General features: G+C 52.2%; 18 protein-coding genes and 1 other RNA gene. 8 read left to right on the top strand and 11 right to left on the bottom strand.

Annotation, left to right across the window (positions count from 1 at the left end):
• Window positions 1-242: 242 nt before the first annotated feature.
• Together SH668x_RS13795 and SH668x_RS13800 are read right to left on the bottom strand one after the other, a co-directional pair.
• Complete coding sequence (locus SH668x_RS13795; RefSeq protein WP_437185647.1) at window positions 243-878, bottom strand: hypothetical protein; 636 nt, start codon at window positions 876-878, stop codon at window positions 243-245.
• Window positions 879-1,115: 237 nt separating this feature from the next.
• Window positions 1,116-1,976: a 3-keto-disaccharide hydrolase gene (locus SH668x_RS13800; protein ID WP_437185648.1), complete on the bottom strand. Its 861-nt coding sequence runs from the start codon at window positions 1,974-1,976 to the stop codon at window positions 1,116-1,118.
• Between the two features lie 280 nt (window positions 1,977-2,256).
• Between SH668x_RS13800 and SH668x_RS13805 the strand changes: the two genes are divergently transcribed.
• Window positions 2,257-3,621, top strand: a complete 1,365-nt coding sequence (locus tag SH668x_RS13805; protein ID WP_437185649.1) for a hemolysin family protein — start codon at window positions 2,257-2,259, stop codon at window positions 3,619-3,621.
• 186 nt (window positions 3,622-3,807) lie between these two features.
• Here SH668x_RS13805 and SH668x_RS13810 read toward each other — a convergent pair whose 3' ends face one another.
• Both SH668x_RS13810 and fabF read right to left on the bottom strand, forming a co-directional pair.
• The gene (locus SH668x_RS13810; protein ID WP_437185650.1) at window positions 3,808-4,812 is read right to left on the bottom strand and encodes an alpha/beta hydrolase; all 1,005 of its coding nucleotides are present in this window, start codon (window positions 4,810-4,812) and stop codon (window positions 3,808-3,810) included.
• A gap of 67 nt (window positions 4,813-4,879) precedes the next feature.
• A complete protein-coding gene (gene fabF, locus SH668x_RS13815; protein WP_437185651.1) occupies window positions 4,880-6,163 on the bottom strand; it encodes a beta-ketoacyl-ACP synthase II in 1,284 nt (427 codons plus the stop codon).
• A gap of 529 nt (window positions 6,164-6,692) precedes the next feature.
• On the opposite strand from fabF, the gene SH668x_RS13820 reads away from it, so the two are divergent.
• From SH668x_RS13820 to rnpB, 5 genes are all read left to right on the top strand, one after another.
• Window positions 6,693-7,613: a sugar transferase gene (locus SH668x_RS13820; protein ID WP_437185652.1), complete on the top strand. Its 921-nt coding sequence runs from the start codon at window positions 6,693-6,695 to the stop codon at window positions 7,611-7,613.
• A 586-nt stretch (window positions 7,614-8,199) separates the two neighbouring features.
• Window positions 8,200-8,772, top strand: a complete 573-nt coding sequence (locus SH668x_RS13825; RefSeq protein ID WP_437185653.1) for an RNA polymerase sigma factor — start codon at window positions 8,200-8,202, stop codon at window positions 8,770-8,772.
• Window positions 8,769-9,491 carry a hypothetical protein gene (locus SH668x_RS13830; protein WP_437185654.1) on the top strand — a complete coding sequence of 241 codons (723 nt, stop codon included), beginning with the start codon at window positions 8,769-8,771 and terminating at the stop codon, window positions 9,489-9,491. The genes SH668x_RS13825 and SH668x_RS13830 overlap by 4 nt, the downstream gene beginning before the upstream one ends.
• Window positions 9,492-9,618: 127 nt before the next feature.
• On the top strand, window positions 9,619-10,569 hold the full coding sequence (locus SH668x_RS13835; protein ID WP_437185655.1) for a PDZ domain-containing protein: 951 nt from the start codon (window positions 9,619-9,621) through the stop codon (window positions 10,567-10,569).
• 104 nt (window positions 10,570-10,673) lie between these two features.
• Window positions 10,674-11,066, top strand: an RNA gene (gene rnpB, locus SH668x_RS13840) — RNase P RNA component class A.
• Window positions 11,067-11,159: 93 nt separating this feature from the next.
• On the opposite strand, the gene SH668x_RS13845 is transcribed toward rnpB, so the two are convergent.
• The 4 genes from SH668x_RS13845 to SH668x_RS13860 form a co-directional block, all read right to left on the bottom strand.
• Window positions 11,160-13,133 (bottom strand): SulP family inorganic anion transporter, encoded by a 1,974-nt coding sequence (locus SH668x_RS13845; RefSeq protein ID WP_437185656.1) that lies wholly within the window; start codon window positions 13,131-13,133, stop codon window positions 11,160-11,162.
• Window positions 13,134-13,458: 325 nt separating this feature from the next.
• Complete coding sequence (locus SH668x_RS13850) at window positions 13,459-14,115, bottom strand: carbonic anhydrase (protein ID WP_437185657.1); 657 nt, start codon at window positions 14,113-14,115, stop codon at window positions 13,459-13,461.
• 911 nt (window positions 14,116-15,026) lie between these two features.
• The gene (locus tag SH668x_RS13855; protein ID WP_437185658.1) at window positions 15,027-15,458 is read right to left on the bottom strand and encodes a hypothetical protein; all 432 of its coding nucleotides are present in this window, start codon (window positions 15,456-15,458) and stop codon (window positions 15,027-15,029) included.
• A 159-nt stretch (window positions 15,459-15,617) separates the two neighbouring features.
• Window positions 15,618-16,640 carry a DUF1559 family PulG-like putative transporter gene (locus tag SH668x_RS13860; protein ID WP_437185659.1) on the bottom strand — a complete coding sequence of 341 codons (1,023 nt, stop codon included), beginning with the start codon at window positions 16,638-16,640 and terminating at the stop codon, window positions 15,618-15,620.
• Between the two features lie 727 nt (window positions 16,641-17,367).
• On the opposite strand from SH668x_RS13860, the gene SH668x_RS13865 reads away from it, so the two are divergent.
• Both SH668x_RS13865 and glmS read left to right on the top strand, forming a co-directional pair.
• On the top strand, window positions 17,368-18,306 hold the full coding sequence (locus SH668x_RS13865) for a UDP-glucuronic acid decarboxylase family protein (RefSeq protein WP_437185660.1): 939 nt from the start codon (window positions 17,368-17,370) through the stop codon (window positions 18,304-18,306).
• A gap of 139 nt (window positions 18,307-18,445) precedes the next feature.
• Window positions 18,446-20,281 (top strand): glutamine--fructose-6-phosphate transaminase (isomerizing), encoded by a 1,836-nt coding sequence (gene glmS, locus SH668x_RS13870; RefSeq protein WP_437185661.1) that lies wholly within the window; start codon window positions 18,446-18,448, stop codon window positions 20,279-20,281.
• Window positions 20,282-20,352: 71 nt separating this feature from the next.
• Here the strand turns inward: glmS and SH668x_RS13875 are convergent, their stop codons facing one another.
• From SH668x_RS13875 to holB, 3 genes are all read right to left on the bottom strand, one after another.
• A complete protein-coding gene (locus SH668x_RS13875) occupies window positions 20,353-22,467 on the bottom strand; it encodes an elongation factor G (RefSeq protein ID WP_437185662.1) in 2,115 nt (704 codons plus the stop codon).
• Window positions 22,468-23,688: 1,221 nt separating this feature from the next.
• The gene (locus SH668x_RS13880; RefSeq protein ID WP_437185663.1) at window positions 23,689-25,383 is read right to left on the bottom strand and encodes a glutamine--tRNA ligase/YqeY domain fusion protein; all 1,695 of its coding nucleotides are present in this window, start codon (window positions 25,381-25,383) and stop codon (window positions 23,689-23,691) included.
• 238 nt (window positions 25,384-25,621) lie between these two features.
• Window positions 25,622-26,620, bottom strand: a complete 999-nt coding sequence (gene holB, locus SH668x_RS13885; protein WP_437185664.1) for a DNA polymerase III subunit delta' — start codon at window positions 26,618-26,620, stop codon at window positions 25,622-25,624.
• Window positions 26,621-26,741: the final 121 nt, after the last annotated feature.

Below are 26,741 nucleotides of genomic sequence, written 5' to 3' on the forward strand. Positions count from 1 at the left end.
ATTCTCCTTTTGAAAACCGGAACTACATTCGACCTACTATGAGTTCTCTCACTCAGATTTCCAGCTGACTTCAAAGATTTTCCTCCAAAGCCGACGACGAAGGCAGGCCGACAAGAAAGAGAACTCAATGCCAGTCACTAAGCATGTTTGTTCCCCAGCAAAGCAAAAAACGCGATCGGCCCATCCGGCAGATCGCGTCTCAGTTTGGAATCGGGGTGCCCTCATGGGGCTCGACATGTCAATTAGTAGGTGTACTGCACCTGTTGCGCGCCACGCGCATGAACTCCGCCGTTCGCAGGCTGCTGATAGCCCGGATACTGGTTGTATGTCGTCGGGCTGCCTGGAGCCGGGGTGTGCATTGGGTTCATCCCCGGAACCGGAGTCGGCATTGGCTGCCCCGTCGGGACCTGTAAACTTGGTGATGGTTGGGACGGCGGCGGAACTGGAGCGTTCTGAGAAGGCTGAGGCATCATCTGAGGCGCCCCTTGAAAGTTCTGGTCCGGAATCGTCATTCCATCGAAGTACTGAGGTTGCTTCATCCCCTCTGAGTGCATCATCCCTCCGCTAACGGGTGGGGTTGGCTGGCAACTCGGGCAAGTGTTGTTCACAAAAAACATCCCCCCTGCTCCCGAACTCTCCACTGCACCTGGGTATACAGAATTGCCGCACCCGCATTTGGCAGTGAGTCGCATTGCGCGGCGCTCAGCGAGTGGGGTTCGCGGGCGACCAAGTGGGCCGACATCCACACTCCCGTAGTAAGGACTCTCCCAAGGAAGCTGCGTCGGGCACATCGATTGTCCGCAACCATTCGCGACACATCCCATAGCTGAGGTTGCCAGCATGATCAAAATGCTCAAGTTCAGAATGATGCGAACCATAATCTTCAGTACTCCATTACCGAGTGCACCTGAGTTGGCGCAAGACTTCGCATCTTTCATCGGCGTCAAAATGAAAGGACTTTAGCGATTGTTTCCATTTTTCTAAAAAAACGGATTTAAACTCCCTTGCCGTTGGCAAATTGTTCCCAGACTCCCGACATCCGGGCAAAAGAAAAGCCACTTCCGTACAACGAAAGTGGCTTAATCAATTCAGTGAATTGATGTTACGGACAACCCTTATGGGATCTCTGCAGGAAGTGGATTCAATTGAACCTTGCGGACAAACATCTCCGCTCCCTCGGTCTGAACAAGAATCTTTCCGCTGCTTGGAATCAAATCCTTGGCGCGGTTGACGACAACGCCGTTCAAGACGTAAACGACTGAATCACCAGAGCAATAGCATTCCAGGCGGTTCCATTCCTGACCGGGATTTTCGACGTCGTTGGCACCCCGAATCCCGAGAACATCTTTCCAATCTGGATCACGTCCAAACCAGTTGATGCGACCGCTGGTGAACGTTTCTTCTTCGCCATCTGGACTCCAGACAATTTCTCCATCGCGATCACGAACCACGTTGGCGGTCGCTCGCGCGGGGAGAACGGTGCCATCTGCTTCCAGTCCTGCCAGAACGAGAATGTCTCCGACCCCTCCTTCGATGATCTGGCACTCGATTGAATTCATCCACGGTCCTAACTTATCTCCGGATCGACCAAAGTTTCCATCCGATCCCTGACAGTGAAGGAGAACACCAGAATCTCGCGAGGCTGTTTTGCGAGGTGCGAATGTTTCTGTCCCCCATCGAAATTCGACGACTAGGTGATAGTCAGCGTAGTGGTCGTTCGTGGTTAATCCACCGAATCCATCTCCGGAGATTCGCAGTGTGCCATCTTTCTGAATAGTAAAAACCTGTCGTAGATCTTCTAAACCGGTGTCCTGCATCCAGGTATACCAGTTCGTGAAATCGACTCCGTTGAATAGCTCGATCTGTTTGTCGGGAACGATGACCTTCCCTTTTGCGGCAGGTGCCTCCCCGTAGCTCGTCGAGGCAATTGCAATACTGGACAGTAGGCCGAAGAAAAACTTTGACGCTCGAATCATTGGGAAGGTTTCCGGTGTGTGTTTTTACAAGGAGGGATTGTCAGGCGTTCCTCGAGGAAGCACAGGCAAGTCACCCCATGATTATGCGCGGAGATTCACTTCTCAGAAAGCGTCACGAAGCACAAACAGGAATTTACCCACGATCCACAACTCTCGCTTACGGAATAAGTTAAACAGAATCACCTAAAAAACAATAGACGCCCAAAACCAGTCAATTAATTCGCAGTGACACGAAAAATAACGAAAAGATGACACACTCTCTTTCGGGAGAATCACTAGAATGCTCCCGTACAATTCGACACTGATACGGGATCTCTTCATGTGGAGTATGCAGATTGGCCTCATGCTAGTCATGATCGCCGTCAACGGCCTTTTAGCCGCGTTTGAAATTGCCTTGGCATCGATTTCCGCATCACGCCTGCAACAGCTCTCCACAGCGGGCCGCAGAGGAGCAAAAGCCGCCCTTTCCATGAAAGGGAACATGGAGGGAAGTCTGGCGGTCGTCCAGCTCGGAATCACCCTTGTGGGCTCAATCGCAGGTGCCACTGCAGGTGTCAGTGCTGAGAGCGCTCTCTCGCCAACGTTCCAGGCACTCTTCGGAATTTCAGCGGGTGCGGCGGAAATGCTTGCAGTATTTCTCGTTGTCATCCCCCTGACGGCTGTCATGATCGTCTTCGGTGAATTGATTCCGAAGGTTTACGCATTGCGAAATCCAGAAGCAGTGCTGCTCTCCATGTCCCCCGCTGTGAAGTGGTTCAGCTACGCTGTCTGGCCATTGGTTTGGGTACTTGAGACCGCGGTGAAATTGCTGATGGGACTTCTCGAATCGACGTTCAAGACGAGGAAGCAAGCCGCGGAAACGGAGCAACTCGAAACTGAGCTTCAGGAGTTGCGTGCGAGTGTCGCTATTGCACGAGCGTCACGACTGATTGGAATTCAACAGGAACGAATCATTCTGGGCGCAGCAGAACTCTCTAATCGCCCGATTAGCGAAATCATGCTGCCTGCAGAGTTCATCAGTCTTGTTGACATCGACAGCAGCCCTGGAGACGCGCTCATTGTCGCACACATGGACATGCATACGCGATTTCCAGTCACCGAAACACACGGTGATCCGCAAGGAATCGCCGGGTACGTGATGTTCAAGGACCTCGTCGCCTCACTCCGATTCAATCCGGCCGAGGGATCCATTCGAAGTATCGTCCGGCAGATCAGCCGATACCCGGACACTTTGCCGATCGCACGCGCTCTGGAAAGACTGATCCACGACCGCGCCCATATCGCACTCGTGCAAAAAGCCGGCGGCGAAACTGTCGGAATGATCACGATGGAAGACTTGATCGAAGAACTTGTCGGTGACATCGAAGATGAATACGACAAACTCCCATCACAGCTGGTGAAAACGGGTCAGGGGTGGATCGTCGGAGGAGGATTGCTTCTAACAACTCTCTCGCGTCAAACTGGAATTCCACTCCCCGTCACCGATGCTGATAAAGAGATTCGCACAGTCAATGACTTGATCTCATCCAGTATCCAGGCACCAATCAGCGGATCAGAAGAGCTGAAATTCGATCACATGAAAATCGTCGTGCGCAAAACTCGCCGACACAAAGTGATGGAAGCCTACATCTCAAAGAACGTGTAAAGCAGACTTCAGCCAAGTCGATGTTGAACAGCCGCGATGCCGTTCACAAAACCACGAAATCCAGCGCCACACAACCTTGGCGGCCACACAACCTTGGCGGCCACACAACCTTGGCGGCCACACAACCTTGGCGGCCAGACAGCCTTGGCCGCCGGACTCCGCCAGCAACAAGCGAAGTTGCAGCGATCAAACGGCAATTCCTTTTCGGCGTTCGGTTGCCCGAACCGGTGCGGTCCCAGCAAAGAAATCAACAATTCGTTTATCGAATTCGACTGGAGAAGTAACTCGTTCCATGTTGTGTTTTGCCTGAGGAACGACCCATCGAGACTCTGATTTTTTATTCTTCGTCAGGACACACAGCGAGTCGACAATCGCAGAGGGAACGTGCGTGTCGCGGGACCCCGAGACAAACATCACTCGGCGACCGCGCCAGCGCGGGAGCAGGGATTCCAAACGGACCACGCGGCACCGATTTCTCCACTCAATCATTCGGAACATCAGCCACATCGTCACGCGAACATGCCAAGCAGGGATGTATGACCCTATCGAGCCGAGGCCAAGATTGATGAACTTTCTGGCGTGGTGAAACGCGAGCTTGTCCGCACTGAAGGCGCCCTGCGTCCAGATTTGCTGGACTTCGTTCCTTACGGCTCCTGTAGCGAGTGCTGCACCGGCCCCACGACTGACCCCCATCAATGAGATGGGCAAATTCTCGAATTGCGGTTGAGACTTGATGAAGTCCAACGCTGCATGTACGTCATCAACTTCGTATTGAGTCAGCCAATAATTGGACTGATACCCGGGCATCGAGTCGCTGGGACTCTCGTTACGGAAACTGAACGAAAAGACCGCAAAACCAGCTTTGACCAGCGGTGCGGTGTAGTTGGCGGCAGTTTCAAAACTCCCCCCACTTTCCGGACAAAACACGACCACTCCGCGCGATTGTCCATCTTCCGGCAGATAGATTCCTCCGGCAAGAGTGAGTCCGTCAATCGTTTGAAACCTGACCGGTTCACAAGAAGGAAAATCACTGAGGGGTGGCAGAACTCGAAGTTTCGGTTTCAGTGCAAACCACTTGACCGAGAGCTTTGCGAACGTGAGATGAATCAGGAATTCAGCAAATAGCAGAATTCCCCCCGCTGCGCAGAGGATCTGGAGTGGAAATACCAACGACTCAATTAGACCGGGCATGAAATTCACATGAGCGCACAGAGAAGAAGATCGGGCTCAATCGCAGTGAAAATTACAACGAGAGAGCTCATTCTTCAAAAGCCGAAAAGATCAGGGAACTGTTCTGTCCCCCAAACCCAAAACTGTTCGAAAGAGTCTTCCTGACCCTCGCCGTACGAGAAATGTTTGGAACGTAGTCCAAATCACACTCCGGATCCGGCGTATTGTAATTGATTGTTGGCGGAATTACCCCGTCCTCAATCGCTTTCAAACAGACGATCGCTTCTGCGCTTCCTGCGGCGGCAATCAAATGGCCCATCATGCTTTTAGTACTCGACACTGGTATGCGGTACGCGTGATCTCCAAATGCCTGTTTGATGGCTAAAGTTTCGACTCGATCATTGACGCCAGTACTGGTTCCATGAGCGTTAATATAGTCGATATCCTCAGGTTCGCACCCGGCATCTTTCAATGCCATTTTGATACAAGCGGTTGCACCGCGTCCTTCGGGATGGATATCCGTAATACGGTAAGCATCTGCCGTTGATCCATAACCGATTAATTCTCCATAAATCGGTGCACCACGCTTTTGAGCGTGTTCCAGCTCTTCGAGCAGCAACATCGCTGCCCCTTCGCCCAGAACGAATCCATCTCGATCACGGTCAAATGGCCGCGATGCTCGTGGCGGGTCTTCGTTATATGTAGAAAGCGCCGTCAATAAATTGAATCCCGTCACTCCGAATGGATGAATCATGCTGTGGGCACCACCTGACAACATGATTTCCGCTTCTCCCTGTCGAATGATTTCTGATGCTTCGCCGATCGCCTGACTGGATGCAGCACACGCTGTCAATGAGTTCAGATTTGGACCTTGTGCATTCAGGAGGCCAGCGAGATGCCCCGCCGGCATATTTGGTTCCCGCTCCAACTCTTCGAGCGGATTCATCAGTTGCAATCCCTCTCGGGTAAACCGATCCATGTCGAATTCGCCATGTTCTTGCGCGTTGGCGATCAAACGCATAAACATGAAGAAGTCCTGTTGTCCCTCTCCCGCCCCTAGATAGATCCCGAAACGTGATGGATCAAATTGATCGTCCTTCAACCGGGAACTTCTCATTGCCTGGACGGCAGCACCAATCGAGAACCTGATATGTCTTCCCGCAAATTCGAATCGCTCTAAACGGTCGACATAATCACCCAGCTGAAAATTTTTCACTTCCGCTGCGAATTTGGTTGGAAACCCTGACGCGTCGAAATGAGTGATGTAATCGATACCGCTTTTGCCCGATATCAACGATTTCCACATGGCGTCTACACTGTTCCCGACAGGGGTCACGCAGCCAATGCCTGTGACGACAACGCGCCTTCTCATTCCATTATCCCGCATACGTGACGGAACAGATCAACCGGTACGGTCGTCTGAATCCAGACTCGAACTCACAACTTGGAGGGAACTCCACTTGCGTCAGTGCAAGTCGTTGTGAACGTCACCGACTCAATACACCAATTCATTATAAGCACCATTGACCCGCAAGCCACTCACCGCAACGAACGCATCCACAATCACAGATGCTTGCTGGGTCGTTCAATCGGTTTTCATCGCCGTGGGACTGTTCTCTTTTCGCAACATTTCAGCAACCGTCAAACGATCTGCAAAATTGGTAAGTAAGCGAATCGGGATTCTGTCAAAGTCAAGGAATTTCACGAGAGAATCGGTTCTTAGGTCGCATGATGACCTAAGTTAGTGCAGGAGAAGATGCGCCAACTCGCTTGCATTCCCAATGCTGGTTCGTGTGGAACCAAATGAAATAACGAGGCTGACGTGATCGAGCGTAAGTCTGGAATTGGTCAAATTCAGCAAGACCAACTGAATTGAATTCCAACTGAAGGAAAAAGTGGAGATGAAATTCACGGGCAACAACGACGTGTCAACGACCCCCTCTGTTTCTGCAGACAACCGGGTTGAACGCAACTCTGCTTCACCGCTCCTTCCAGAAGCGATGAAAATCGCGCCTGTCAGCAACTTACAAGATGCAGTTGATTTCGCAGAGCCACAACAGTTTCCTGACCTCTGGTGGCTGACAATCCTGAACAACAAAGAAACCCGAAATAACATTACCTCTCTGCCGGCGAGTACAAGGTTCTTCAAACGACTGATCGACATCGTCGTTTCAGCGACAATGCTGGTGGTCCTTTCGCCACTCATGCTGCTTGTGGCATTGCTTGTAAAAATCACCTCCCCCGGTCCCGTCATCTTCCGACAGACACGGGTCGGACTGAACCTGAGGACACCGGGTCCGGATCGGCGACAGATTCAAGCTGACGCAGGCCCCGATGGAATCGATCGCCGGATCCCCAACAGCGATCGCCGTGTTGAGTTCAGCTACGGTCGCCACTTCATTCTCTACAAATTCCGTACGATGCGGACCGATGCAGAAAAGAATGGCGCTCAATTCGCGGTTAAAGGGGACAGCCGCATCACGCCGATCGGTCGATTTCTGAGAAAAACCCGTCTGGATGAACTCCCACAACTTTGGAATGTTCTCAAAGGGGAAATGTCCCTCGTGGGGCCTCGCCCAGAACGTCCTGAGTTCATTAAAGGCCTCAGCGATGAAATCCCCTCTTATGTGGATCGTCTCGGCCTGAAGCCAGGACTGACCGGAGTGGCACAGATCCTGAACGGATACGACAACGAGATCGAGAGCTTTCGCCGAAAGGTCGCCTTCGACTTGCATTATCTCCAAAATTGCAGCCCGACGAACGACTTGAAGATTCTGGTTCGAACAGTCGGCGTCGTGGCGACCGGCAGCGGCGCACTTTAGTCAGCCACCATTCAGTAACTTTTTTGATATGGCTGGCAGCGCCCCGTCGACGAATGAGAAGACGCGGGCTGCGCCATTCGGTTTCAGAAGTTGTTCCGAGCCGAGACCACTTGTTGCGACCACGTCAGTCCGTCGGCACTCCGCGATTTGCCCAAGAACAGGCATTCCTGACGGCGACTTCAGGCAAGACGGCGGTGAGGTCGAGCGTCCTTCCCCCGTTCAGCCCGCAGCAGTCTCTCCCGTCGTAGCTCCTCATATCTCAGCGGGTTTCCGTCACATCGTGCGGAAAATGTATCGAGCCATCACCTCACCTCGATGCCCCACCGGCTTGCTGATTCATTCCCTCCCCAATGAGATGCGACGAATTCTGCGATTCCGCCTAGCGGCCCTGCCCGATCCACAACTCCAGACAAAACCTGTCCACTTGGTGAGAAATGCTCGCCTCCTTCCCAGAGACTTATTTACAATAAGTGGAAGGAGTTACGTGATCTACGAGTGAATAGGCAAATATCATTTCGAGAAAATTAGAGAGATTCCCGAAATCTTTGCCCGATTTGCAGCGAGACCGGAAACTGTGACTGGCGAAATGGCAATCGATTCCACCTCAACACTTCAGAAAAACCAGACAGCCTCCGGCCAGTATGACTGGCTGGCAGGGTTGAGGGAGAACGAACCGTGGTTACGGCGCGTCATTTACAATCGCGTTGGTGACCGAGATGTCGTTGACGACGTGATGCAGGAGATCAGTCTTGCCATCACTCGACCTGAGATTCGCCCGAAAGAGAGTCAACGACTCAGTTCCTGGCTCTATCAGGTCGCTGTACGTCAGGCCTATCTGTACCGTCGCAAGATGGGGCGTCAACGTCGCCACTTCGCGCCGGCTTCAAATGCGTCTGTGGACTCCGCTATTGGTCATGAGGTCGATCCGATCCACTGGCTGATGGGACGCGAGCATCAACAGGGGATTCGCGAAGCCTTAAAAGGATTGAGCGAAACTGACCGAGAGATCCTGATGCTCAAATACGGAGAGAATTGGACATACCAGCAACTGGCGGATCGACTGGGAGTAACTGTTCACACGATTGAACACCGATTACTTCGGTCGAAAAAGAAATTACGCCAGCTTCTGAAGAGTGCACATGTGGAAGAAGTCACATGAAATACATGATCGATGAAATCCTGTTACAGCGATGCGTTGACGGTGAACTCACCGAACAAGAACGCGCTGAATTATTGCGAGCGTTGCAGTCTCAGGGAACACTTGAAAACTGGAAGGCGTTGGCGTTGTCATTTGTGGAACATCAAGTCTTCTCAAAGGTGTTCAGCGATGGCTCAGCCTTCGAACAGAGTATTTCCTTTCAACTGACTTCACCGAACCAAGTTGCTACGCCAACTGCACCGGGTGTCCAAACCCAGTGGTTCCACCGTCGATTGCGTCCTTGGGTGTCGATTGCTGCGTCTCTCCTATTAGGGCTTGGAGTTGGTTATGTGAGCAACGCCGTTCTGAAGGATGGCGACAATTTGTCGATGCCTGTGGCATCTCATGAGTCCAATCCAGCACCGCCACCAAATTCTGCAAATGGGTTCGCTGCTGCAGTGGCTCCGAATCGTTACGTACCGATCTCAACTGCTCATATTTCCACCGCTGGAAATGAGAAGTCTGAATCCGTATCGGTTCCTCTTTTCTCCGTCGCTGACTGGAACGCCATGAACCAGGAACGCGATGTAATGGAACTTCCAGACGATGTTCACAGGGTCGCCAAGGAACGAGGGCTCAGATTGCATCGCTCCCCTCAATGGCATCGCTCGCGTTTGAGCGATGGTCGTGAAGTCTGGGTTCCGGTGGAGACAATCAAGGTGAGTCGAGAAATTCAATAGTCCGCAACAGCGACTCTCCAGGCTCTCAAATAAATGAATGTGAGTTTGCGGGGATGCTGCGCGCAGTGATCTATCAAAATATCAGTCAAGTTAACCGGGCACCGATATTTACCTTTAGGAGTGAGAAATGATGAAACGGATGAAGTCAGCATTGTGTCTGGGCATTTTCTCCGCAGCCTGCGGAGTTCCAACATTCGCCTTTGCGGATGACAAGCCTGCCGGTGAAGTAAAATCCACCGTTCAGATCAAGATCGTCCAACAGGAGGAAGGAAAAGAGCCAATCGTCAAGACTTACGATTTCTCTAACGGCGACATCCCGGAAGAAGCGTTGAATTCTCTGCCGCCAGAGATTCGGGAGCATCTCTTAAAAGGAAAGGCATTGGAGAAGGCGCTGATCAACGCCCGGCCCGAAATTTCCGGGGTCGAAATCGATGTCAATGAGGTAAATGATCTCGCAAGCATTCCCGAGGAAATTCGAAATTTGCTGCGACCGAAAGCTGGCGATCTGAAGGTGCAAGCGGCGGAAGAGCAATATGTCATCGGAGTGAGCCTCGATCGAATTCCCTCTGGAATTCACAAGTTGATTGGCATTCCTGAAAACTGCGGTGCGATTGTTGTGGACCTTGTTGAGGATGGTGCCGCGAAGGCCGCTGGCGTGCAGATCGCAGATATTGTTCTCAAGGTCAACGAGACTCCAGTCGAATCCGTTCAGGACGTTGGACGGTTAATCCAGAAGACTGGCGGAACGGCTGTCACCCTGCACATCCAACGCGAAAAAGAGCAAAAAGAAATCACCGTGACGCCTCAGCTGATGAAGGTCGATCAGGGAGACATCATGCACTCAATCGTGTGGGAAAATGCCGCGCAATCACCAGTTGAAGAAATGGCGATTCCGGCCGAAATGAAGGAAGCGCTGAAGAAGGCCATGAAAGGGAGCATTCAATTTCAGCGAGTTGGACCAGGTGTGGTTGTTGAGTCGAAGTCAGAATCTGAACTATCTCAGCTTCTGAATCGCCTGAAATCCATCGAAGAATCAATTCAGAAGCTCGAAGGCGATGTCAAAGAGTTGAAGAAGTAGGCGGATCGAGGGAATCGCCCTCGGAGTTTTCCCGGGATCTTTCCGCTAGCGATTGTCTGTCACTGGAAACTTACGAAGAAAACGCCGAAACTCGCGTTCACTTCGGAGTAGACTGAGTGATCGCTCTTGCCCTCGGGCAAGGGAGGAAAGTCCGGGCTCCACAGGACATGGTGGTGGATAACGTCCACCGTCCGCGAGGATAGGGAAAGTGCCACAGAAAACAAACCGCCGATGGTTCATTTCCACATGTGCTTGCGCATGAAGATGAACTCAGGTAAGGGTGAAAAGGTGCGGTAAGAGCGCACCGCGAAACTGGTGACAGTTTTGGCAGGGTAAACCCCACCAGGAGCAAGACCAAGCAGGGAGAATCTCGCAAGAGAACGAAGCGGTTCGTTTCGTCTGACTTCCGGGTCGGTCGCGTCGAGGCGTCGAAGCAATTCGCGTCCCAGAGAAATGATCACTCTCGACAGAACCCGGCTTACAGGTCCACTTCGAAGTTTTTCATTGAGTCGTTAACTAATCAGCCCGGCCACCCCTCAACAAGGGCGACCGGGCTGATTTCATTTGATTAACTGAACTCAACAACGGCGTTACGCTGCGGTTGTCGTTCCCAGACCTGCGTGGGCGGATTCTTTTTTCCCGGATTGAGCGAGTTTCTTAAGCGCGTCCCAATCAGCGATTGCTTCGCCGCCGGTTGCCTTGTACTGGGTTCCCCACTGCTGAAGCAGCTCCAGTGCCGCCAGATCCAGCGAAGCCAGCTGAGATGTCTCCAAAACAACCGCTTCTTGTGGCGGAAGCTTCTCAAGAGTCTGTGCCAGCTTCGGAATTCGAAGGAAACTCGCATGGCCAGTCAGGTGGACAGTGCTGCGTTTGCTCGACTCATTCCGGTCAACACGAACCGAAATTGGAGTCAGATTGACTGCCATCTTCAGCACAGAGAGAGCCAAACCGGTCAGCACCCCCAGCAGCAGATCTTCGAAGACGATCATCAATACTGTTGCCAGCCAGATTCCGACCTCGCTCCAACCGAACTTCGCCAGGTGTTTCACTTCTTTGAAGTTCACCAGTTTGAAGCCTGTGTACACGAGAATTGCCGCCAGCGCCGACGTTGGAATCATTCGCAACAAACTAGCGAAGAAGACCACAAAGACCAGAATCCAAGCACCATGAAGGATCGCAGAGAGACGTGTGGTGCCACCGGCCTGCACGTTAGCAGAACTGCGGACAATAACCCCTGTCATGGGGAGCGCTCCCATGAAACCACACAACATGTTACCAACACCTTGCGACATCAGTTCCTTGTTGTAGTTGGTACGAGGTCCTGTCTGCAGTGAGTCGACAGCCGTCGCACAGAGCAGTGTTTCAGCACTGGCGATGACAGCGATCACGGTGGCAGATACCAAAATTCCTGACCAGTTGATCCCTTCAAAACTGGATAATTTCAGGAAGTGAATGTCTTTAACGATGTCCGTTGGAATCTCAACGTACAACACAGGGAGCTGCCAGATCGCAGCAACACTCGTGGCAGCTACAACTCCAATCAGAGCTGCTGGCATGAGTTTGAGAGGTCCAAACGTCAGTTTGGTCCATAGGACGAGCAAAAGGATCGTCATAACGCCGATCGCTGCAGCGAACTCGTTGTTCTTGTAAGCGGATTGCAGTTTGGTGATTGACTTGGCTGCAACTTCCCCAGCCGGTGGTGCAAGATCTCCTCGATCCTGTTCCAGCGAATTGATCACGACAGCCAGATTTTCTTTTGCTTCATTTGCGAGCGAATCAGCTTTTTGCTGTCGCTCTGGCTGATGAGAAAGAACTTCGTGTCCACGAGCCTGAATCGCTACCAATGCATCGATGATCGCCTGTTGTCGAGGTGCCAGCTCTGCCAGCTTCAACTCGTGGTCCGGCTCGAGTTTCTCGTAGTGATTCGGAATGTGTTCCGTCACTTCTTCATTCAATGAAATCTGCTGTCTGTGTAACTCACCGAGTTCCTTCAGGATCGACTGAATCTCACCGCGAATATCCTTTTCCGGAAGAGTCGGGGTGTGAACCAGGCTCTGAACTGCTTCCGGAATGGTGAACAGGTTTTTGTAACCCTTGCTGGCTGGAGTCCGGTCAAGCATTACGTGGAATTGGCTGGCGAAAATGAGAACGCCGATACCTGCCAACATTCCGTGAACCACTGCCGGTGACACTGCGCGAAACCATTGTCCGATTCGGGCAGCCCCCGCGATGAGCTGAATCAAACCTGCAATCAGAACGATCACGCCGAGCATCTTCAGTCCGTGTGTTTGAATCGCTTCATACACAATGACTGTCAGGCCCGCCGCAGGTCCACTGACCTGCAATGGGCAACCAGCGAGAGAGCCGACAACCAGACCTGCAATGATCCCTGAAATGAGACCAGCCGCAATCGGTGCCCCGGAAGCAATGGCAATTCCCATGCACAATGGAAGTGCAACGAGGAAAACGACAATTGACGCTCCGAAGTCCCGTGCGTAATTCGGTTGATGCGTTGGAGGAGTGCTTCCTCCCTGATCCGGATGAACTCGTTGATCGCTGGCCATTTAAAAAGTTCCTGGGAACACCGAACCCAATTGAAGTCCTCTGCTGACATGACGACAGCAACGGATTGAAATCGAGTTCGAGAGTGAAAAGATGTTTTAAATTGAACACGACAATTGCGACACTGCCACAGAAGCGGAGCAACCCATCCAGAGTTTTCGTTCTCGATGAGTTGCTGCTTCGGGTTGTGCCCAAACGTGGAGCGCACACTCAGGGCTTTCAGACGACTCGCAGGTTCAACAACACTATTGAACCCTCTGTCGATCAATACCGGAAGCCCGAACGCTGAAGAACGCTTCACCACGTCTCTCGCAGAGTTGACGGTGATTACACCGCCGCGAGCATGGTTCTCTCTGGAGCCGAATTGAGGTTCAGGCTAACGAATCGCTGTTCATCTTCATTGAACTCAAAAATCTCACCCGACTCGATGGTGTATACCCAGCCGTGCAGACGGACTTTACCCGACTTCACCGCAGCAGCAACCGATGGATGAGTCATCAGATGGTTCATCTGAACGAGAACGTTCTGCTCAATGGTCAGGCGAACCTTCTCTTTGTGATCATCGAGATCACCATGCAGTTCTTCAACGACGCGACGTGTTGCTTCGGCGTGCTGGAGATACGACTTCACCGAAGGGAATTTCTCGAGAGATGCAGGGTTAAGAAGTCCGTGCATCGCTCCGCAATGCGAATGTCCACAGATGATGATATCAGGGATATTCAGAACACCGACGGCGTATTCGATTGTCGCCGCCTCTCCCCCTTGTACAGCACCATACGGAGGAACAATGTTGCCTGCTGTTCGAAGGACAAACAGATCGCCCAGATCTGACTGAGTCATCATCGTCGGACAGATTCGGGAATCTGAGCAGGTGATGAGGAGAACGGGCGGCTTCTGACCTTTCGACAGTTGCTTAAAGACCGCTTCTTTTTCAGCAACGACATTGGATTGAAACTGACGAATTCCGGCGAGAATTTTTTCCATGATCGTGATCTTCCTGAACGATGAGATGTTTCGTAGCGAAAGGCTCAACAGTCATCTACGGACCGTGAGCGCAAGCAATCCCTCAACGCATTAAGCGGTGCGAATCGAGAAAAGTCGTCGCGTGAAACAATCAGCAAACCATGGGAGCGAGCATCATGTTTGCCCAGCGGTGCCCAGGGAGTTCATGACCAGAACGTGTCAAAAGAGCGCGTCGTACACGAGCATCCCGCGGACAACACTGAATGGATGATTGCAACCCACCGAGTGGGTGGTCGAGAGCTTCTCGACGAGAGTAATCGATTGTCCGATTAAGAAACCCGACGTGTTCAACGAGCCCGTTACTTGGTCCACCGTTCTGGCCGGAACTGTCTGCAAGATGCTCAGACATGCGCACTGTTGGAGCAGCAAATGAGGCAAAAAGAAGTGCTATCCCGAGCACAACTCTTGCAACAAATGATGTCAGTGCGGATTGCATGAAAGGCTAAATCTTGAAAGGGTGAATCCATCCGGGATCGTTGGGGCGATCAGCGAAGTTCGCGCCGAACACTGTCATGTTATCGTTATATTTGGGTACCGACAAGCGGAATTTACATGAAAAATGCATGAATTCATGCTCTCATTTTCACTTACCGCAGCAAACAAGACCGGCTTCCATCCACGGATTTACGTTCGTTTAATGTTGGTCGTTCCATCGATTGAAACGATCAGGCAATTGTTGCTGCCATCAAGGATTGCGTTCAGCGCCTGCCCGATTTCCGCGAAGGAAATCAGTTCAGTCCGAACACCAGTCACGCCCTCTGTTTCACTCAAAGGAGCCGTGAGCAGAAGGGTGGCGACGCGAATTCGTTTTGCGCATAAAAAACAACGCAGCCGAACATCGACTGCGTTGTGCTCTGATCTGGAAAACGAGCCTATTTCAACTCGAGTTTCATTGTAGTGGAACTCGGTGAAACACTGACTTTCAAAGGAGATCTCCCAGACTTTGTATAGATATCAGGGATCTTCATCTTACTTTTGGGTGCAGAGGCAGCCAGGTGTGGTGGCGGAGCCTTAGGGCCACGAACCTCGACGACGTAATCACCGACTTGGACCGGATTCTCGAATTTGAACGCGCCGTCAACGATCTCGGCGCTGGCACCTGTCCCGTTCACCTCGTCAACAAGAACAACGACTCCGAGGTCGATTGGCTTGCCGTTGAGTGTAATTTCCCCTTGAACATCTTTGACTGTGGGGCGAGCAGCGCCCCCTCCTCCTCCGCATCCACAAGCGGCGATTGCCAATGTGAACAGAAGAGAAGTGGTTGCAGACTTCAAAATCGATCGTGTAGCAGAAATAAGTCTCATGAATGGACCACCTAATAAACAGACGAGAATGACAGGAGAGGACATCCGGAAGCTCAAAATGGCTGAGCCTGAAATTCCCAGACTCACTCCATACTCAACAATGGGTTGCGTCTAAAAATGCGTCCCTCGGTGATACCCGGTACAAATCGCTGTCGCTCCCTAGAACTCGCCGACGACGACTCCGTCATCCGATGAGCAAATCGACCGGAGAGTTGCCATGCTCATATTCTGAGACAGGAATCGAACGGAACCATCGCCAAGAAGTCCGTGAATTCCGCCAACGTGGTACGAATTGATGATCGTGTTGTTTTCGTATGGTTCAGTTGCTCCGCCAAGACTGATCTCGTTGGAGTTAATCTGCCATCGTACGGTGGTCAACCCCGTGTAGTAGTAGTTATCTCCCGAGTTTGTGATGTCGCGAACTGGGTAGCGGGCGAGTTGGCCTGTCCATCCTCCTCCGTAGTTCGCTGCAATCACCTTCACACCAACCCGCCCTGACTGCTCAGCGACGACCAGCGTGTTGGAAGTTCCATCTGTCGCGTCTCTCATTCTCTTGATAATCGCAGGAGCGAGAAGTCCCGACTGACAGGCCACTCCTCGCAGAGTTGTTTTGCAGGCATCGTTGCGGAGAGCGGGGTCTTCGTAGGCACCTGCAACACCAACGTAATGGTGCATTTGCGTTCGATTTGGAGATTCGTTGAGCGTGCTGTCGGCGTTAATGAGCGGATCGATTGAGCTGGATGGGCAGACGAATACCGGCACGACGTAGTTTGCCAGCACTTCATTCCCACCGCTCAGCGGCCCTTCAGGGCTTGCACTGAATCCGGCTCCATTGAAGTTCAGCTTGTTAAAGACAGCGGACTGTTCGAGACCTGGAAGAATGGAAGTACGCCAGTTTGTGCCGGTGAGGTTTTCAGCGACAACTGAACCTGCACGAGATCCAATCGGGAAGCTGTTCGCGGTGTCGTGGTAATTATGAAGAGCGAGCCCGATCTGTTTGAGATTGTTCTTGCATTGAGACCGGCGAGCAGCCTCTCGGGCCTGTTGAACGGCTGGCAGCAGGAGAGCAATCAAAACGGCAATGATTGCAATCACGACGAGTAGTTCGATGAGGGTAAAACCGCGCCGAGAAGAACCTCGGGAAGAGCCAATGGCGTGAAAACCACATTTACCATAAGTCATGACCTGTCCTTTTGTTGAGTATTTTTGAAGCCAAGAAAACCTTCAAAAAGCAGAACATCTTCGTGCGATACGTGAGTCAACATGGGAAGACTCAAGCCAGTTGATTGGCGACTGGAGTCTTCTTGTGCAGTGGCCTGCTGACGGAGGTCTGATATGTGCGAAACGATGCTGTTCGCCACCGGGGATATCATAAAGTTGACAATCTTGAATCTATTGATGACAAATTTGCATGTCAATGCACTTACATGACGAATTGGAGAATTGACTACTCGAAATTTGCCAAAACAGTTCAGTACGTTTCACTCTCAAGCTTGACTCGAAATACGCAAACATCTGCCCGTTTTTTGCTCATATAAGTGAATTTAAACACACTCATCACCCGTCAAACATCCACAAATCAAGACGCAAACATGTGACTATAACTGCAATTTATGGCCCATTTTATTGCGCACGAAACAGGCAGTGAATTCATCACTCTTGATGTATTCGTTTCGAACCACAAGCAGCCCAATGCAGCGACGCATTTCCCATCGCCAAGGGAGTCAAAAGCGAGACGTAATGACAGTTTGCAATCCCTGTGATTCAATTTCCCGCACGGAAGATGCAGTCTGTCGCGAAATCAGTCACAATGCTGTGGATTTGTGAGTCACGCGAGTCGGACACTTAACCACGTCCTCGACGACGCTGAAGTGTTCGGGTGGCATTTGGTCAATTGGGAGCAGTAACGATGGCATCTGTGTTAGTTACCGGCGGAGCTGGTTTTCTGGGAAGTCATCTGTGCGAACGACTCCTGAATGACGGCCATGACGTCATCTGCGTCGATAACTTTTTTTCTGGTCGCAAGGAGAACATTCGTCACCTCCAAGGGAACTCCCACTTCGAAGTGATCCGGCACGATATTGTGTATCCGCTCGTTGTCGAAGCCGACCTCATCTACAATCTCGCCTGCCCTGCCTCCCCTGTTGCGTACCAGCACAACCCGATCAAGACAATCAAGACGTCGACAGTCGGAATGGTCAACATGCTGGGTTTGGCGAAACGGTGTCGCGCCCGCATCCTTCATACATCGACTTCAGAGGTGTACGGGGATCCGGAAGTTCATCCGCAGCCCGAAAGCTACTGGGGGCACGTCAATCCGCTCGGCCCTCGCAGTTGCTACGACGAAGGGAAACGTGTCGCTGAGTCGCTCTGCATGAACTACCACCTCGCTCACGCAGTCGATGTTCGCATCGTGCGGATCTTCAACACCTACGGACCGAGAATGGACCCCAATGATGGTCGTGTAGTGTCCAACTTTCTGATGCAGGCATTGCGCGGGGAAGATCTGACCATCTACGGTGATGGGGAACAAACCCGCTCGTTCTGCTACGTGGATGATCTCATCGAAGGCTTCATTCGTATGATGGAACAGGACGACGAAGTCGGCCCGGTGAATCTTGGAAACCCAGTCGAAAACACAATGATCGAACTAGCTGAGGCTGTTATAGAAGTCACGAATGCCAAGTCAAAGCTCATTCGACGCCCCCTTCCCGCGGATGACCCCAAAAGGCGATGTCCGGACATCACGAAGGCGCGTACAATCTTAAACTGGGAACCTCAGGTTGCGTTGAAAGAGGGACTGCAGCGGACAGCTGACTACTATCGTGATACGCAGTTCGGTCGCTAATCGGAATCCCGTTGGAGCATGGCGTTCTGGCGCTGTAAATCTTCGTGCTGGAACGTCCAGTTGCTCCTGATGGCAGTCGCTGCCTCCGAAAATCGGGGGCGGTCCGTATTTAAGCGTCATTCTGATCGATGGGATTGCTATGTGTGGGATCGTCGGTTACCTCGGCCAGGCAGACGCAGTACCAATTCTCTTAAACGGCCTGAAGCAGGTCGAGTATCGAGGTTACGATTCCGCTGGCCTGACTGTTTGGCAGGACCAGGAACTCAACACGATACGGACTGTCGGGCAGGTTTCCGTGCTCGAAAACGAGGTCAAGAGTCTTCGCCCGAAAGGGACTGTCGGGATCGCACATACCCGGTGGGCAACCCACGGAAAGCCGTCTGTTGAAAACGCCCATCCACAGCGAGATCAGCGCCACCGGATTGCTGTCGTTCATAACGGTGTCATTGAAAATCAGGCAGCGATCCGCCAACTGCTCGTTGAACAAGGGGTCAAATTTTCAAGCGAGACTGACACCGAAGTCCTCGCCCAATTGATTGGACAGGATTATTCCAAGTCCGGTGATTTTGAGGCGAGTGTCCGATCGGCACTGCAGCGAATCGAAGGGACATTTGGTGTGGCAGTGATGTGCGTTGACGCGCCACGCACAATCATTGTCGCCCGGAATGGAAGTCCACTGATTGTGGGTGTCGTCAAGAACGGGGAGTATCTCGTCGCTTCAGATCCAGCTGTTCTCGCTGGACGTGCTTCTCAGGCTATCTTCCTGAAAGATGGTGAGATGGGAGTGCTCACGGACAATGGGATCGCCATGACGACGATTCATTCCATTCCGGTGACGCCGCAAATGGAAACGATTGACCAGCAGCTGGAACGAATTGAACTGGGAGAGTTCCCACATTTCATGCTGAAGGAAATTCATGACCAGCCAGTCAGCGTAAAAACAGCCATGCTGGGACGAATTGATTCCCGAAAGCCATCCGTCATTTTGGGAGGCCTCGCTTCGCTGGAACGGCAGCTCAGTCAGGTGAAACGTGTTTTGCTGTTCGGATGCGGGAGTGCCTGGCATGCCGGCCTGATCGGTGAGTACCTGATTGAAGAGCTTGCGGGTTTGCCGACAGACGTGCAATATTCCAGCGAACTCCGTTACCGGAACCCCATCATCGAAGAGGGGACTCTGGCAATCGCCATTTCTCAATCAGGTGAGACGGCGGACACACTCGCTGCATTACATGAGGTTCGCACACGTGGCGCTCTGACGCTCGGGATCGTGAATTCCGTCGGATCTTCAATCGCTCGCGAGACGGACGGTGGAGTCTATCTGCATGTTGGGCCTGAAATCGGAGTCGCGAGCACCAAGGCATTTCTTGGACAGATTACGGTACTGGCCATGGTCGCTGCCTACCTTGGGCGTCGCAAACACTTGTCGATGGATGCACTCTCGGCCTATCTGTCAGCGATGGAAGCGATTCCTGATCAGATCTCTGAAATACTTCTGCAAGAGGATCAGATTCGGCAGATCGCACTCCGCTTTGCCGACCGTCAAAATTGGCTTTATCTCGGACGCGGGATCAACTATCCGACTGCCCTTGAAGGGGCCCTAAAGCTGAAGGAAGTGAGTTACATTCACGCAGAGGGCCTTCCTGCAGCAGAGATGAAACATGGTCCTATCGCGATGATCGATGAACAAATGCCGGTCGTCGTCATCGCGACGCAGGACGTCACCTATCAGAAAATCCTGTCGAACATTCAGGAAGTACGCAGCCGTGGGGGGGAGGTAATCGCCGTCGTCAATCAATGTGATCCTGAACTTCGGCGATTGGCAAAAGAGGTCATCGAGGTGCCAAAGACGATCCCCCTGCTCTCCCCGATGCTTTCTTCAATCCCGTTGCAATTGCTGGCCTACCACGCAGCGCTCGCACGCGGGCTCAACGTCGATAAACCGAGAAATCTCGCAAAAAGTGTCACTGTCGAATAGCCATGCAAGAGAGCACAACTTCCTCGGTCGAAATAGCATTCACTGCCTTCACCGAAGAATCAGTGACAAATTCAGTTGGCCGATCCGTTCCCGGTTCTCTGATACGACGACATCAGTTTTTGCTGCAAGCTGGGAGGAACCATCTCATAGCGTTCAAATTCCATCGTGAAAGATCCCTGCCCGCCGCTTAACGACGGCAGCGTTCGTGCATAGCTCAACATTTCTGCGAGTGGGACGATGCACCGGACCATCGTGTAGCCGCCAGGGACATCTTCCATCCCCTGCAGATGCCCTCTGCGCGAGTTCAGGTCGCTGGTGATGTCGCCGATGTTCGATGTGGGAACTGTAATTTCCACCTGCATGACTGGCTCAAGCAAGGTGGGCTGCGCCTGATGGAAGAGCTCCTTGAGACACTGGGAACCGGCAGTCCGAAACGCTGCTTCGTTGCTATCGACCGGGTGGTCTTTCCCGTAGAACAACTCGACGACCAGATCCTGAACTTGGCATCCCGCCATAATTCCTTGGAACATTCGGTCTTTGACACCGTTTTCCACAGCCGGGATGAACTGATTCGGAACCGTTCCACCATTGACTCGATCGATAAAACCGAAGTTTAAGGAGGGATCGTAGTGATAGCTCCGCAGGCCTTCGAAGTTTTCTCTCACAAAGTACGAAGCAGGATCAATGCCTGGCGGGCAGGGAGAAATCCTGAGATGAACTTCTGCGAATTGCCCGGAACCGCCTGACTGCTTCTTATGCCGATACGCCCCCTCGGCAGTCCCATTGACCGTTTCACGATAGGGAATTCGTGGCGGGTGTGTATTCACCTCAACCTTATCCCGATGCTGAAGACGATTCTGCACCATCTTCAGGTGCAACTCGCTCATCCCTTCGATCACCATTTCATGTGTCTGCTCTTCACGATGAACCTTGAAAGTCGGATCTTCTTCTTCAATCTTGTGCAGGGCCGCTGAGATCTTTGCCTGATCAGCACGACTTTTCGGCTCGACGGCCAGTCCGATCATTGGCCGTGGGAACAAGATGGGAGGCAGCGTCAGTTCATCCGATCCATCCGAAATCACGTCGCCGGTTTGCAGATCGTCAACGCGGGTCACTGCGACCACATTCCCCGCAATCGCTTCATCAATTCCATCATGTTGGCCCCCTTGGACATCGACGAGTTGGTGAATCCGGACGCTACGGTCGGTTCCCACGAGATGCACTTGCGATTCCTTTTTGAGCGTGCCGGAGTAAATTCGCAGGTAGCTGATTTTTGAAACAAACGGATCGATTCTTGTCTTGATCACCTGAGCGACGAGTGGTCCATGTGAATCTGGTCGGAGTGAAACTTCATGACCGTTCTCGAGAACATGGCGAGGAAGCTGTACGGGCGAAGGTGCGTACAGGGCCAGCGCATCCATGAGTTCGTTGACACCGATATCAGACTTCACAGTCGTACAGAACACTGGAATGAGCGTCCCATTCACGATCGCGTTACGAATCGCTTGATCCAGTTCAACTCCAGAAATCACTTCTCCATTAAAATACCGTTCCATCAAGGCGGAATCGGACTCAACAGCAGCCTCAATCAGCCGGCGATTTGCTTCGCTGACATTCAGCGCAGCGTCCTCTGGGAGACTTTCAGGCAGATGAACCGTGTTCACGACACCGTGAATTCCAGCTCCGGTCCCAAGCGGAACCGTCACAGGGACACATGCTGACCCGAATTGGTTGCGAATGAGGTTCATCAAGACTGGCAGGTCGACGTTTTCGCTGTCGCACTTGTTCAGCACAATGAAACGTGCGAGTCCCTGATTTCCAGCATGTTGAAACGATTTTCGGGTGTTTGCTTCGATGCCGTGGGGAGCATTGATCGTGATAATCACCGTTTCAGCAGCACGGTAGGCTCCAATGACCTGCCCCACAAAATCCGGCATTCCTGGGGCATCGATCAGGTTGATTCGAGCCCCCTGATGCTCGAAATGGCAAACGTGAGAGGTCACAGAATGTCGAAGCTGTTTCTCGTCCTGATCTGTGTCGAGGAGGCTGGTTCCCTGATCGATCGATCCCATTCTGCGGCTCGCTCCGGATTTGTAGAGCATCAACTCAGCTAATGACGTTTTCCCAGTTGAACCATGACCAACCAGAACAACATTGCGAAACTCATCAACAGGGTGAGAGATCATCGTTCGCTCCAGAGTTGCTATGTGAGAAAATCGATTGTTCGCAGATCGCGAGTGGAAATTCAGCGAAGCGTCGATCACAGGTCCACCGACTCCGGCGACCTGAATCAACAGATTCGAGAGATGAGATCTTGGGATTCAGGGATATCATCAAGCACGAAGAGATCAGTGCGGCGCAGACGAGATATGAGAGGTTTAGGATCAGAAAGGGCCGCCATTGTGTTTTGACACCTCTCGCGTCAAAACCGGCGGCAGCGTGGCTGCCGGTAGAAGAATCTCCAATTTCAGCAGTGATGAGATTCACACTTACGCCTCGACTGGAACCGAAAAATTCCAAGAAGCATCGTCAACTGCAATCTCTCACATTCACGGCAGCGCGTCGAGAAGAAATCAACTGTCACTGATCAGAATGTTTCTATTTGTCATGAGGGTTTGCGTTGGGCAGCGACCCGTACTTGAGTTCTGTTAAGCGAATTTCATTGCATCGGCCCCCGACTGTGCACGCTGCTCTCGCCTTACCTTCTCACTCCCTAATTCAATTCGTCGACGCAAAAACTGTGGATGAAGAATTTCGTTCCGACTGAATGAGAGGGGGCTGATGGCCCGCCCCTCGTGATTCGGTCGATGCGCCAAGAACGAAATTCCGACACCCGCACTTTCCTGTCACACTTAACCGAACCGCGGAGACTGTCTCTTCAGTGCAGGTCCCGCGTGTCTCCACGGTGACAATCGCGTCTGGTTCGACACACCACCAGCGGCAGGCTAGACATCGCCCCCAGTTGTCACTCATCGTCTCGATCCTCTCTTAATTGATCAGGCGCCTGTATAGCAGGGGTGAAACTGGATGACTCCCATGCGTAGAACTTCAATCATTAGCAATCCTGTCGCAACCGCCCATCCCTGTTGGATCCGTTCAGCTTCTATTCCAGACGTAAGAGCAATCACGATGCCGTTTTAAGAAAGAGATTCGCCTCTCGACTCGCATCGTTAACCGTTGAATTAACTTTCTCACGACGCAGGAAATACGGAAGTCGCGTGGCAACTCCACTTTGATTTCTCCACTTTGCACCACAGATCCTAACCTCTGAACTCTCTGCTGGATCTGTTAACGCAACACTGATATCCCAAGCACAATAAACGTGTCTCCATCCACTCAAACAAGAACTCCCCAGTGACTTCACGATGAAAACCACAGGGGAGCAACGCAGATTAGACGGGGCGGAACTACTTAACTTGAGTTTTCGCCCAATTGTCTTTTAATGTCACAGTTCGATTGAATACGAGTCGATCTGGTTGGGAATCCTTCGAGTCGACCACGAAGTATCCCTTTCGCTCAAACTGGACTGGAGTTCCCGGAATGCACTCTGCAAGGGCTGGCTCCAGCTTACAACCGTGGAGAATCTGCAGCGATTCTTCATTGAGCGACGTTTTCCAGTCGAGCCCCTCTGGAATCTCTGAAGGGTCTGCAACTTTCAAAAGATGGTCGTAAAGCCGAACCTCGGCATCGACCGCATTCGTCGCGCTGACCCAGTGGATCGTCCCTTTGACCTTGCGGCCGTCTGGAGCACTTCCCCCTTTTGTTTCTGGATCATAGGTGCAGCGAAGTTCTGTGATGTTCCCGTCAGCATCCTTGATCACTTCATTGCATTTAATGAAGTAGGCCCAGCGGAGGCGAACTTCCTGCCCCGGCGCAAGACGGAAGAACTTCTTTGGAGGTTCTTCCATGAAATCTTCTCGCTCAATGTAGATTTCCCGAGTGAATGGAAGTTCCCTGCTCCCTGCGGACTCATCATCCTGAAGATTCACCGCAGTGAGGATTTCTGATTCCCCTTCTGGGAAGTTGGTAATGACGACTTTGAGTGGTTCAAGCACTGCGAGTCTTCGGAACGCGATTGGATTCAATGTATCCCGTAGAGCGTTTTCCAGAACAACCATGTCCGTCAAACCGGAGTTACGTGTAATTCCAATTTCGTGACAGAAATGACGAATGGCCTCTGGAGTGTAACCACGGCGTCGCAACCCGCTAATTGTCGGCATGCGGGGGTCGTCCCAGTCGTCGACGAGTCCATCTTCGACAAGCTCCAGCAACTTGCGTTTGCTCATCACCGTGTGAGTCAGATTGAGCCGGGCAAACTCGTACTGCTTCGAGGGATGAATCTCCAATTTCTGAATGAACCACTCGTAAAGTGGTTTATGAGTTTCGAACTCCAGCGTACAGATCGAATGGGTGATCTGCTCGATGGAATCACTTTGACCGTGTGCGTAGTCGTACATCGGGTAAATGCACCAATCATTGCCTGTCCGATGATGTTCGGCGTGGCGGATTCGGTACATCAGCGGATCGCGAAAAATCAGATGTGGGGAAGACATGTCGATCTTCGCACGAAGGACATGCTCTCCATCCTGAAACTCCCCCGCTCGCATCCGAGCAAAGAGGTCCAAATTTTCTTCGACGGAACGGTCGCGGTAGGGACTGTTCGTTCCGGGCACCGTCGCAGTTCCGCGAGTGCTGCGAATTTCTTCGGAATTCTGGCTGTCAACGTAGCCCAGCCCCTTTCGGATCAGGTCGCAGGCCCAGTCATAGAGTTGCTCGAAGTAATCCGATGCGTAATGAAGCTCATCCCACTGGAACCCGAGCCAGCGGACGTCGTTCATAATCGATTCAACGTACTCGACATCTTCCTTCGTTGGATTCGTATCATCGAAACGCAGATTGCATCGCCCACCGAACTCTTGAGCGATTCCGAAATTCAGACAAATCGACTTTGCATGTCCAATATGCAAATACCCGTTCGGTTCAGGCGGAAAGCGAGTCTGGACTCGACCCTGACTGACACCGGCAGCGACATCCTGCGCCACGATTTCTCGCATAAAGTCGCGTTTATTGTGATCTGAAGCAGCTGTGTCTGAGAGGTCCATGACGAAATCATTCCAGGCAAGACAAACGACAAAAGTGGGCCTGATAATATTGGAACATGAGCGATTGCAGAAGCCAAAAATGACGCGGATTCGAACCTGACACTCTGGAAGCACTCAGGTTCAGAAAGTCTGAGAACCAGATCGTAACTCGCGGGTGTGTGGCGTTCTTGCGGCGATACAAGCTGCGATTGAACGAGCTTTCACCAGCGTTCGCCCGCACTTTTCCCTGAGTCAGGGACTAAACGCCAGGTTGATTGCGGGATCTGCGACCAAGTTCTGTGAACAACGCCTCCAGACAGAGAGGAATTGGCATCGTTTGACGCAGATGCGACTCCGCATCAAAACATCGCTCCAGCAGGGAGCCGAGTCGATCAAGTTCGTCACCATTTTCCGTCTTCGCCAGCTGTTTGCGAAACGATTCGATCGAGAATTTCACGACCCATTGCATATATTCGCGTTGTGAGGCGGAATCCCCAGGAAGTGCTTCAAGAGCAGCTGTCACCTGTTTGACAGCTCGCATACTGTCGATGGACTTCCCCTTCAAATTGGAATCAACTGCCTTCCAAAGGTCCTTCACCCCCGGTTCCAGCAGCTGACGGGCAGTTTCCAGACTTCCCTCAGCGAGCGAAACAATCTCATCGAGTCCCTCGACTCCGGGAGACTGAACTTCCAGAAGAGACAGCATTTGAGAGTCGCTCAGCTGTGAAAAACGAACAGGCTGACAGCGTGAGCGGATCGTCGGGAGAATGATCTCCGTATCAGGCGTCAGCAGGATCATGATGGCCCCTTGCGGGGGCTCTTCGAGCGTCTTTAGCAGCGAATTCGCTGCTTCTTCCTGCATCGACTCCGCATCGTTGATGACCGCAATTCGGCGGCTCGCCGTCATTGGAGCCATGGCGATCTCGTAGCAGAGTCCGCTGCGCCCTCGCATTTTGTCGTCACCAACCAACAAGCTGATCGGCAGGCTTTTCTTCCCCTCAGGGAGACCAATGGACAAAAAGTCGGGGTGGTTATCCGCCTGCATTTGTCGACAGCTTGGGCAATCACCGCACGCATCAAGCTCTGCATCTGGAACCCGTTCACAAAACAGGCACTGAGCGAGTAGTCGAGCGAATAGCTGTTTGCCGATACCGCGAGGCCCCGCGAACAGATACCCATGCGCGAGCCGCCCGCGCTCAATGGCACGTTTGAACAGATCAATCTGGGGGCGATGCCCGATCATTCGTTCCCAGATCACAGTTCTCTGCTCCTGATTCCTAAAGATGCCGCCACGGAGGAGTTGAGTCCCCCTTGCCTGGGCCATATTCTGAAGTGATTGTTCAGGATTTACCAGCCGCAGAGAGCTGGAGACTTCTCTC

Origin of the sequence: Planctomicrobium mucosum (genome assembly GCF_051466335.1) — a bacterium.
Lineage (GTDB): Bacteria > Planctomycetota > Planctomycetia > Planctomycetales > Planctomycetaceae > Planctomicrobium.

Bases quoted from the DNA above. Each gene is read 5' to 3' on its own strand.
- SH668x_RS13850 (WP_437185657.1), bottom strand. From the start codon at position 14,115: ATGGAAAAAATTCTCGCCGGAATTCGTCAGTTTCAATCCAATGTCGTT.
- SH668x_RS13855 (WP_437185658.1), bottom strand. From the start codon at position 15,458: ATGAGACTTATTTCTGCTACACGATCGATTTTGAAGTCTGCAACCACT.
- SH668x_RS13880 (WP_437185663.1), bottom strand. From the start codon at position 25,383: ATGGACCTCTCAGACACAGCTGCTTCAGATCACAATAAACGCGACTTT.
- SH668x_RS13805 (WP_437185649.1), top strand. From the start codon at position 2,257: ATGCTCCCGTACAATTCGACACTGATACGGGATCTCTTCATGTGGAGT.
- SH668x_RS13860 (WP_437185659.1), bottom strand. From the start codon at position 16,640: ATGACTTATGGTAAATGTGGTTTTCACGCCATTGGCTCTTCCCGAGGT.
- SH668x_RS13800 (WP_437185648.1), bottom strand. From the start codon at position 1,976: ATGATTCGAGCGTCAAAGTTTTTCTTCGGCCTACTGTCCAGTATTGCA.
- SH668x_RS13820 (WP_437185652.1), top strand. From the start codon at position 6,693: ATGAAATTCACGGGCAACAACGACGTGTCAACGACCCCCTCTGTTTCT.
- glmS (WP_437185661.1), top strand. From the start codon at position 18,446: ATGTGTGGGATCGTCGGTTACCTCGGCCAGGCAGACGCAGTACCAATT.
- SH668x_RS13795 (WP_437185647.1), bottom strand. From the start codon at position 878: ATGGTTCGCATCATTCTGAACTTGAGCATTTTGATCATGCTGGCAACC.
- SH668x_RS13845 (WP_437185656.1), bottom strand. From the start codon at position 13,133: ATGGCCAGCGATCAACGAGTTCATCCGGATCAGGGAGGAAGCACTCCT.
- SH668x_RS13810 (WP_437185650.1), bottom strand. From the start codon at position 4,812: ATGCCCGGTCTAATTGAGTCGTTGGTATTTCCACTCCAGATCCTCTGC.
- fabF (WP_437185651.1), bottom strand. From the start codon at position 6,163: ATGAGAAGGCGCGTTGTCGTCACAGGCATTGGCTGCGTGACCCCTGTC.
- SH668x_RS13830 (WP_437185654.1), top strand. From the start codon at position 8,769: ATGAAATACATGATCGATGAAATCCTGTTACAGCGATGCGTTGACGGT.
- SH668x_RS13835 (WP_437185655.1), top strand. From the start codon at position 9,619: ATGATGAAACGGATGAAGTCAGCATTGTGTCTGGGCATTTTCTCCGCA.
- SH668x_RS13865 (WP_437185660.1), top strand. From the start codon at position 17,368: ATGGCATCTGTGTTAGTTACCGGCGGAGCTGGTTTTCTGGGAAGTCAT.
- SH668x_RS13875 (WP_437185662.1), bottom strand. From the start codon at position 22,467: ATGATCTCTCACCCTGTTGATGAGTTTCGCAATGTTGTTCTGGTTGGT.
- SH668x_RS13825 (WP_437185653.1), top strand. From the start codon at position 8,200: ATGGCAATCGATTCCACCTCAACACTTCAGAAAAACCAGACAGCCTCC.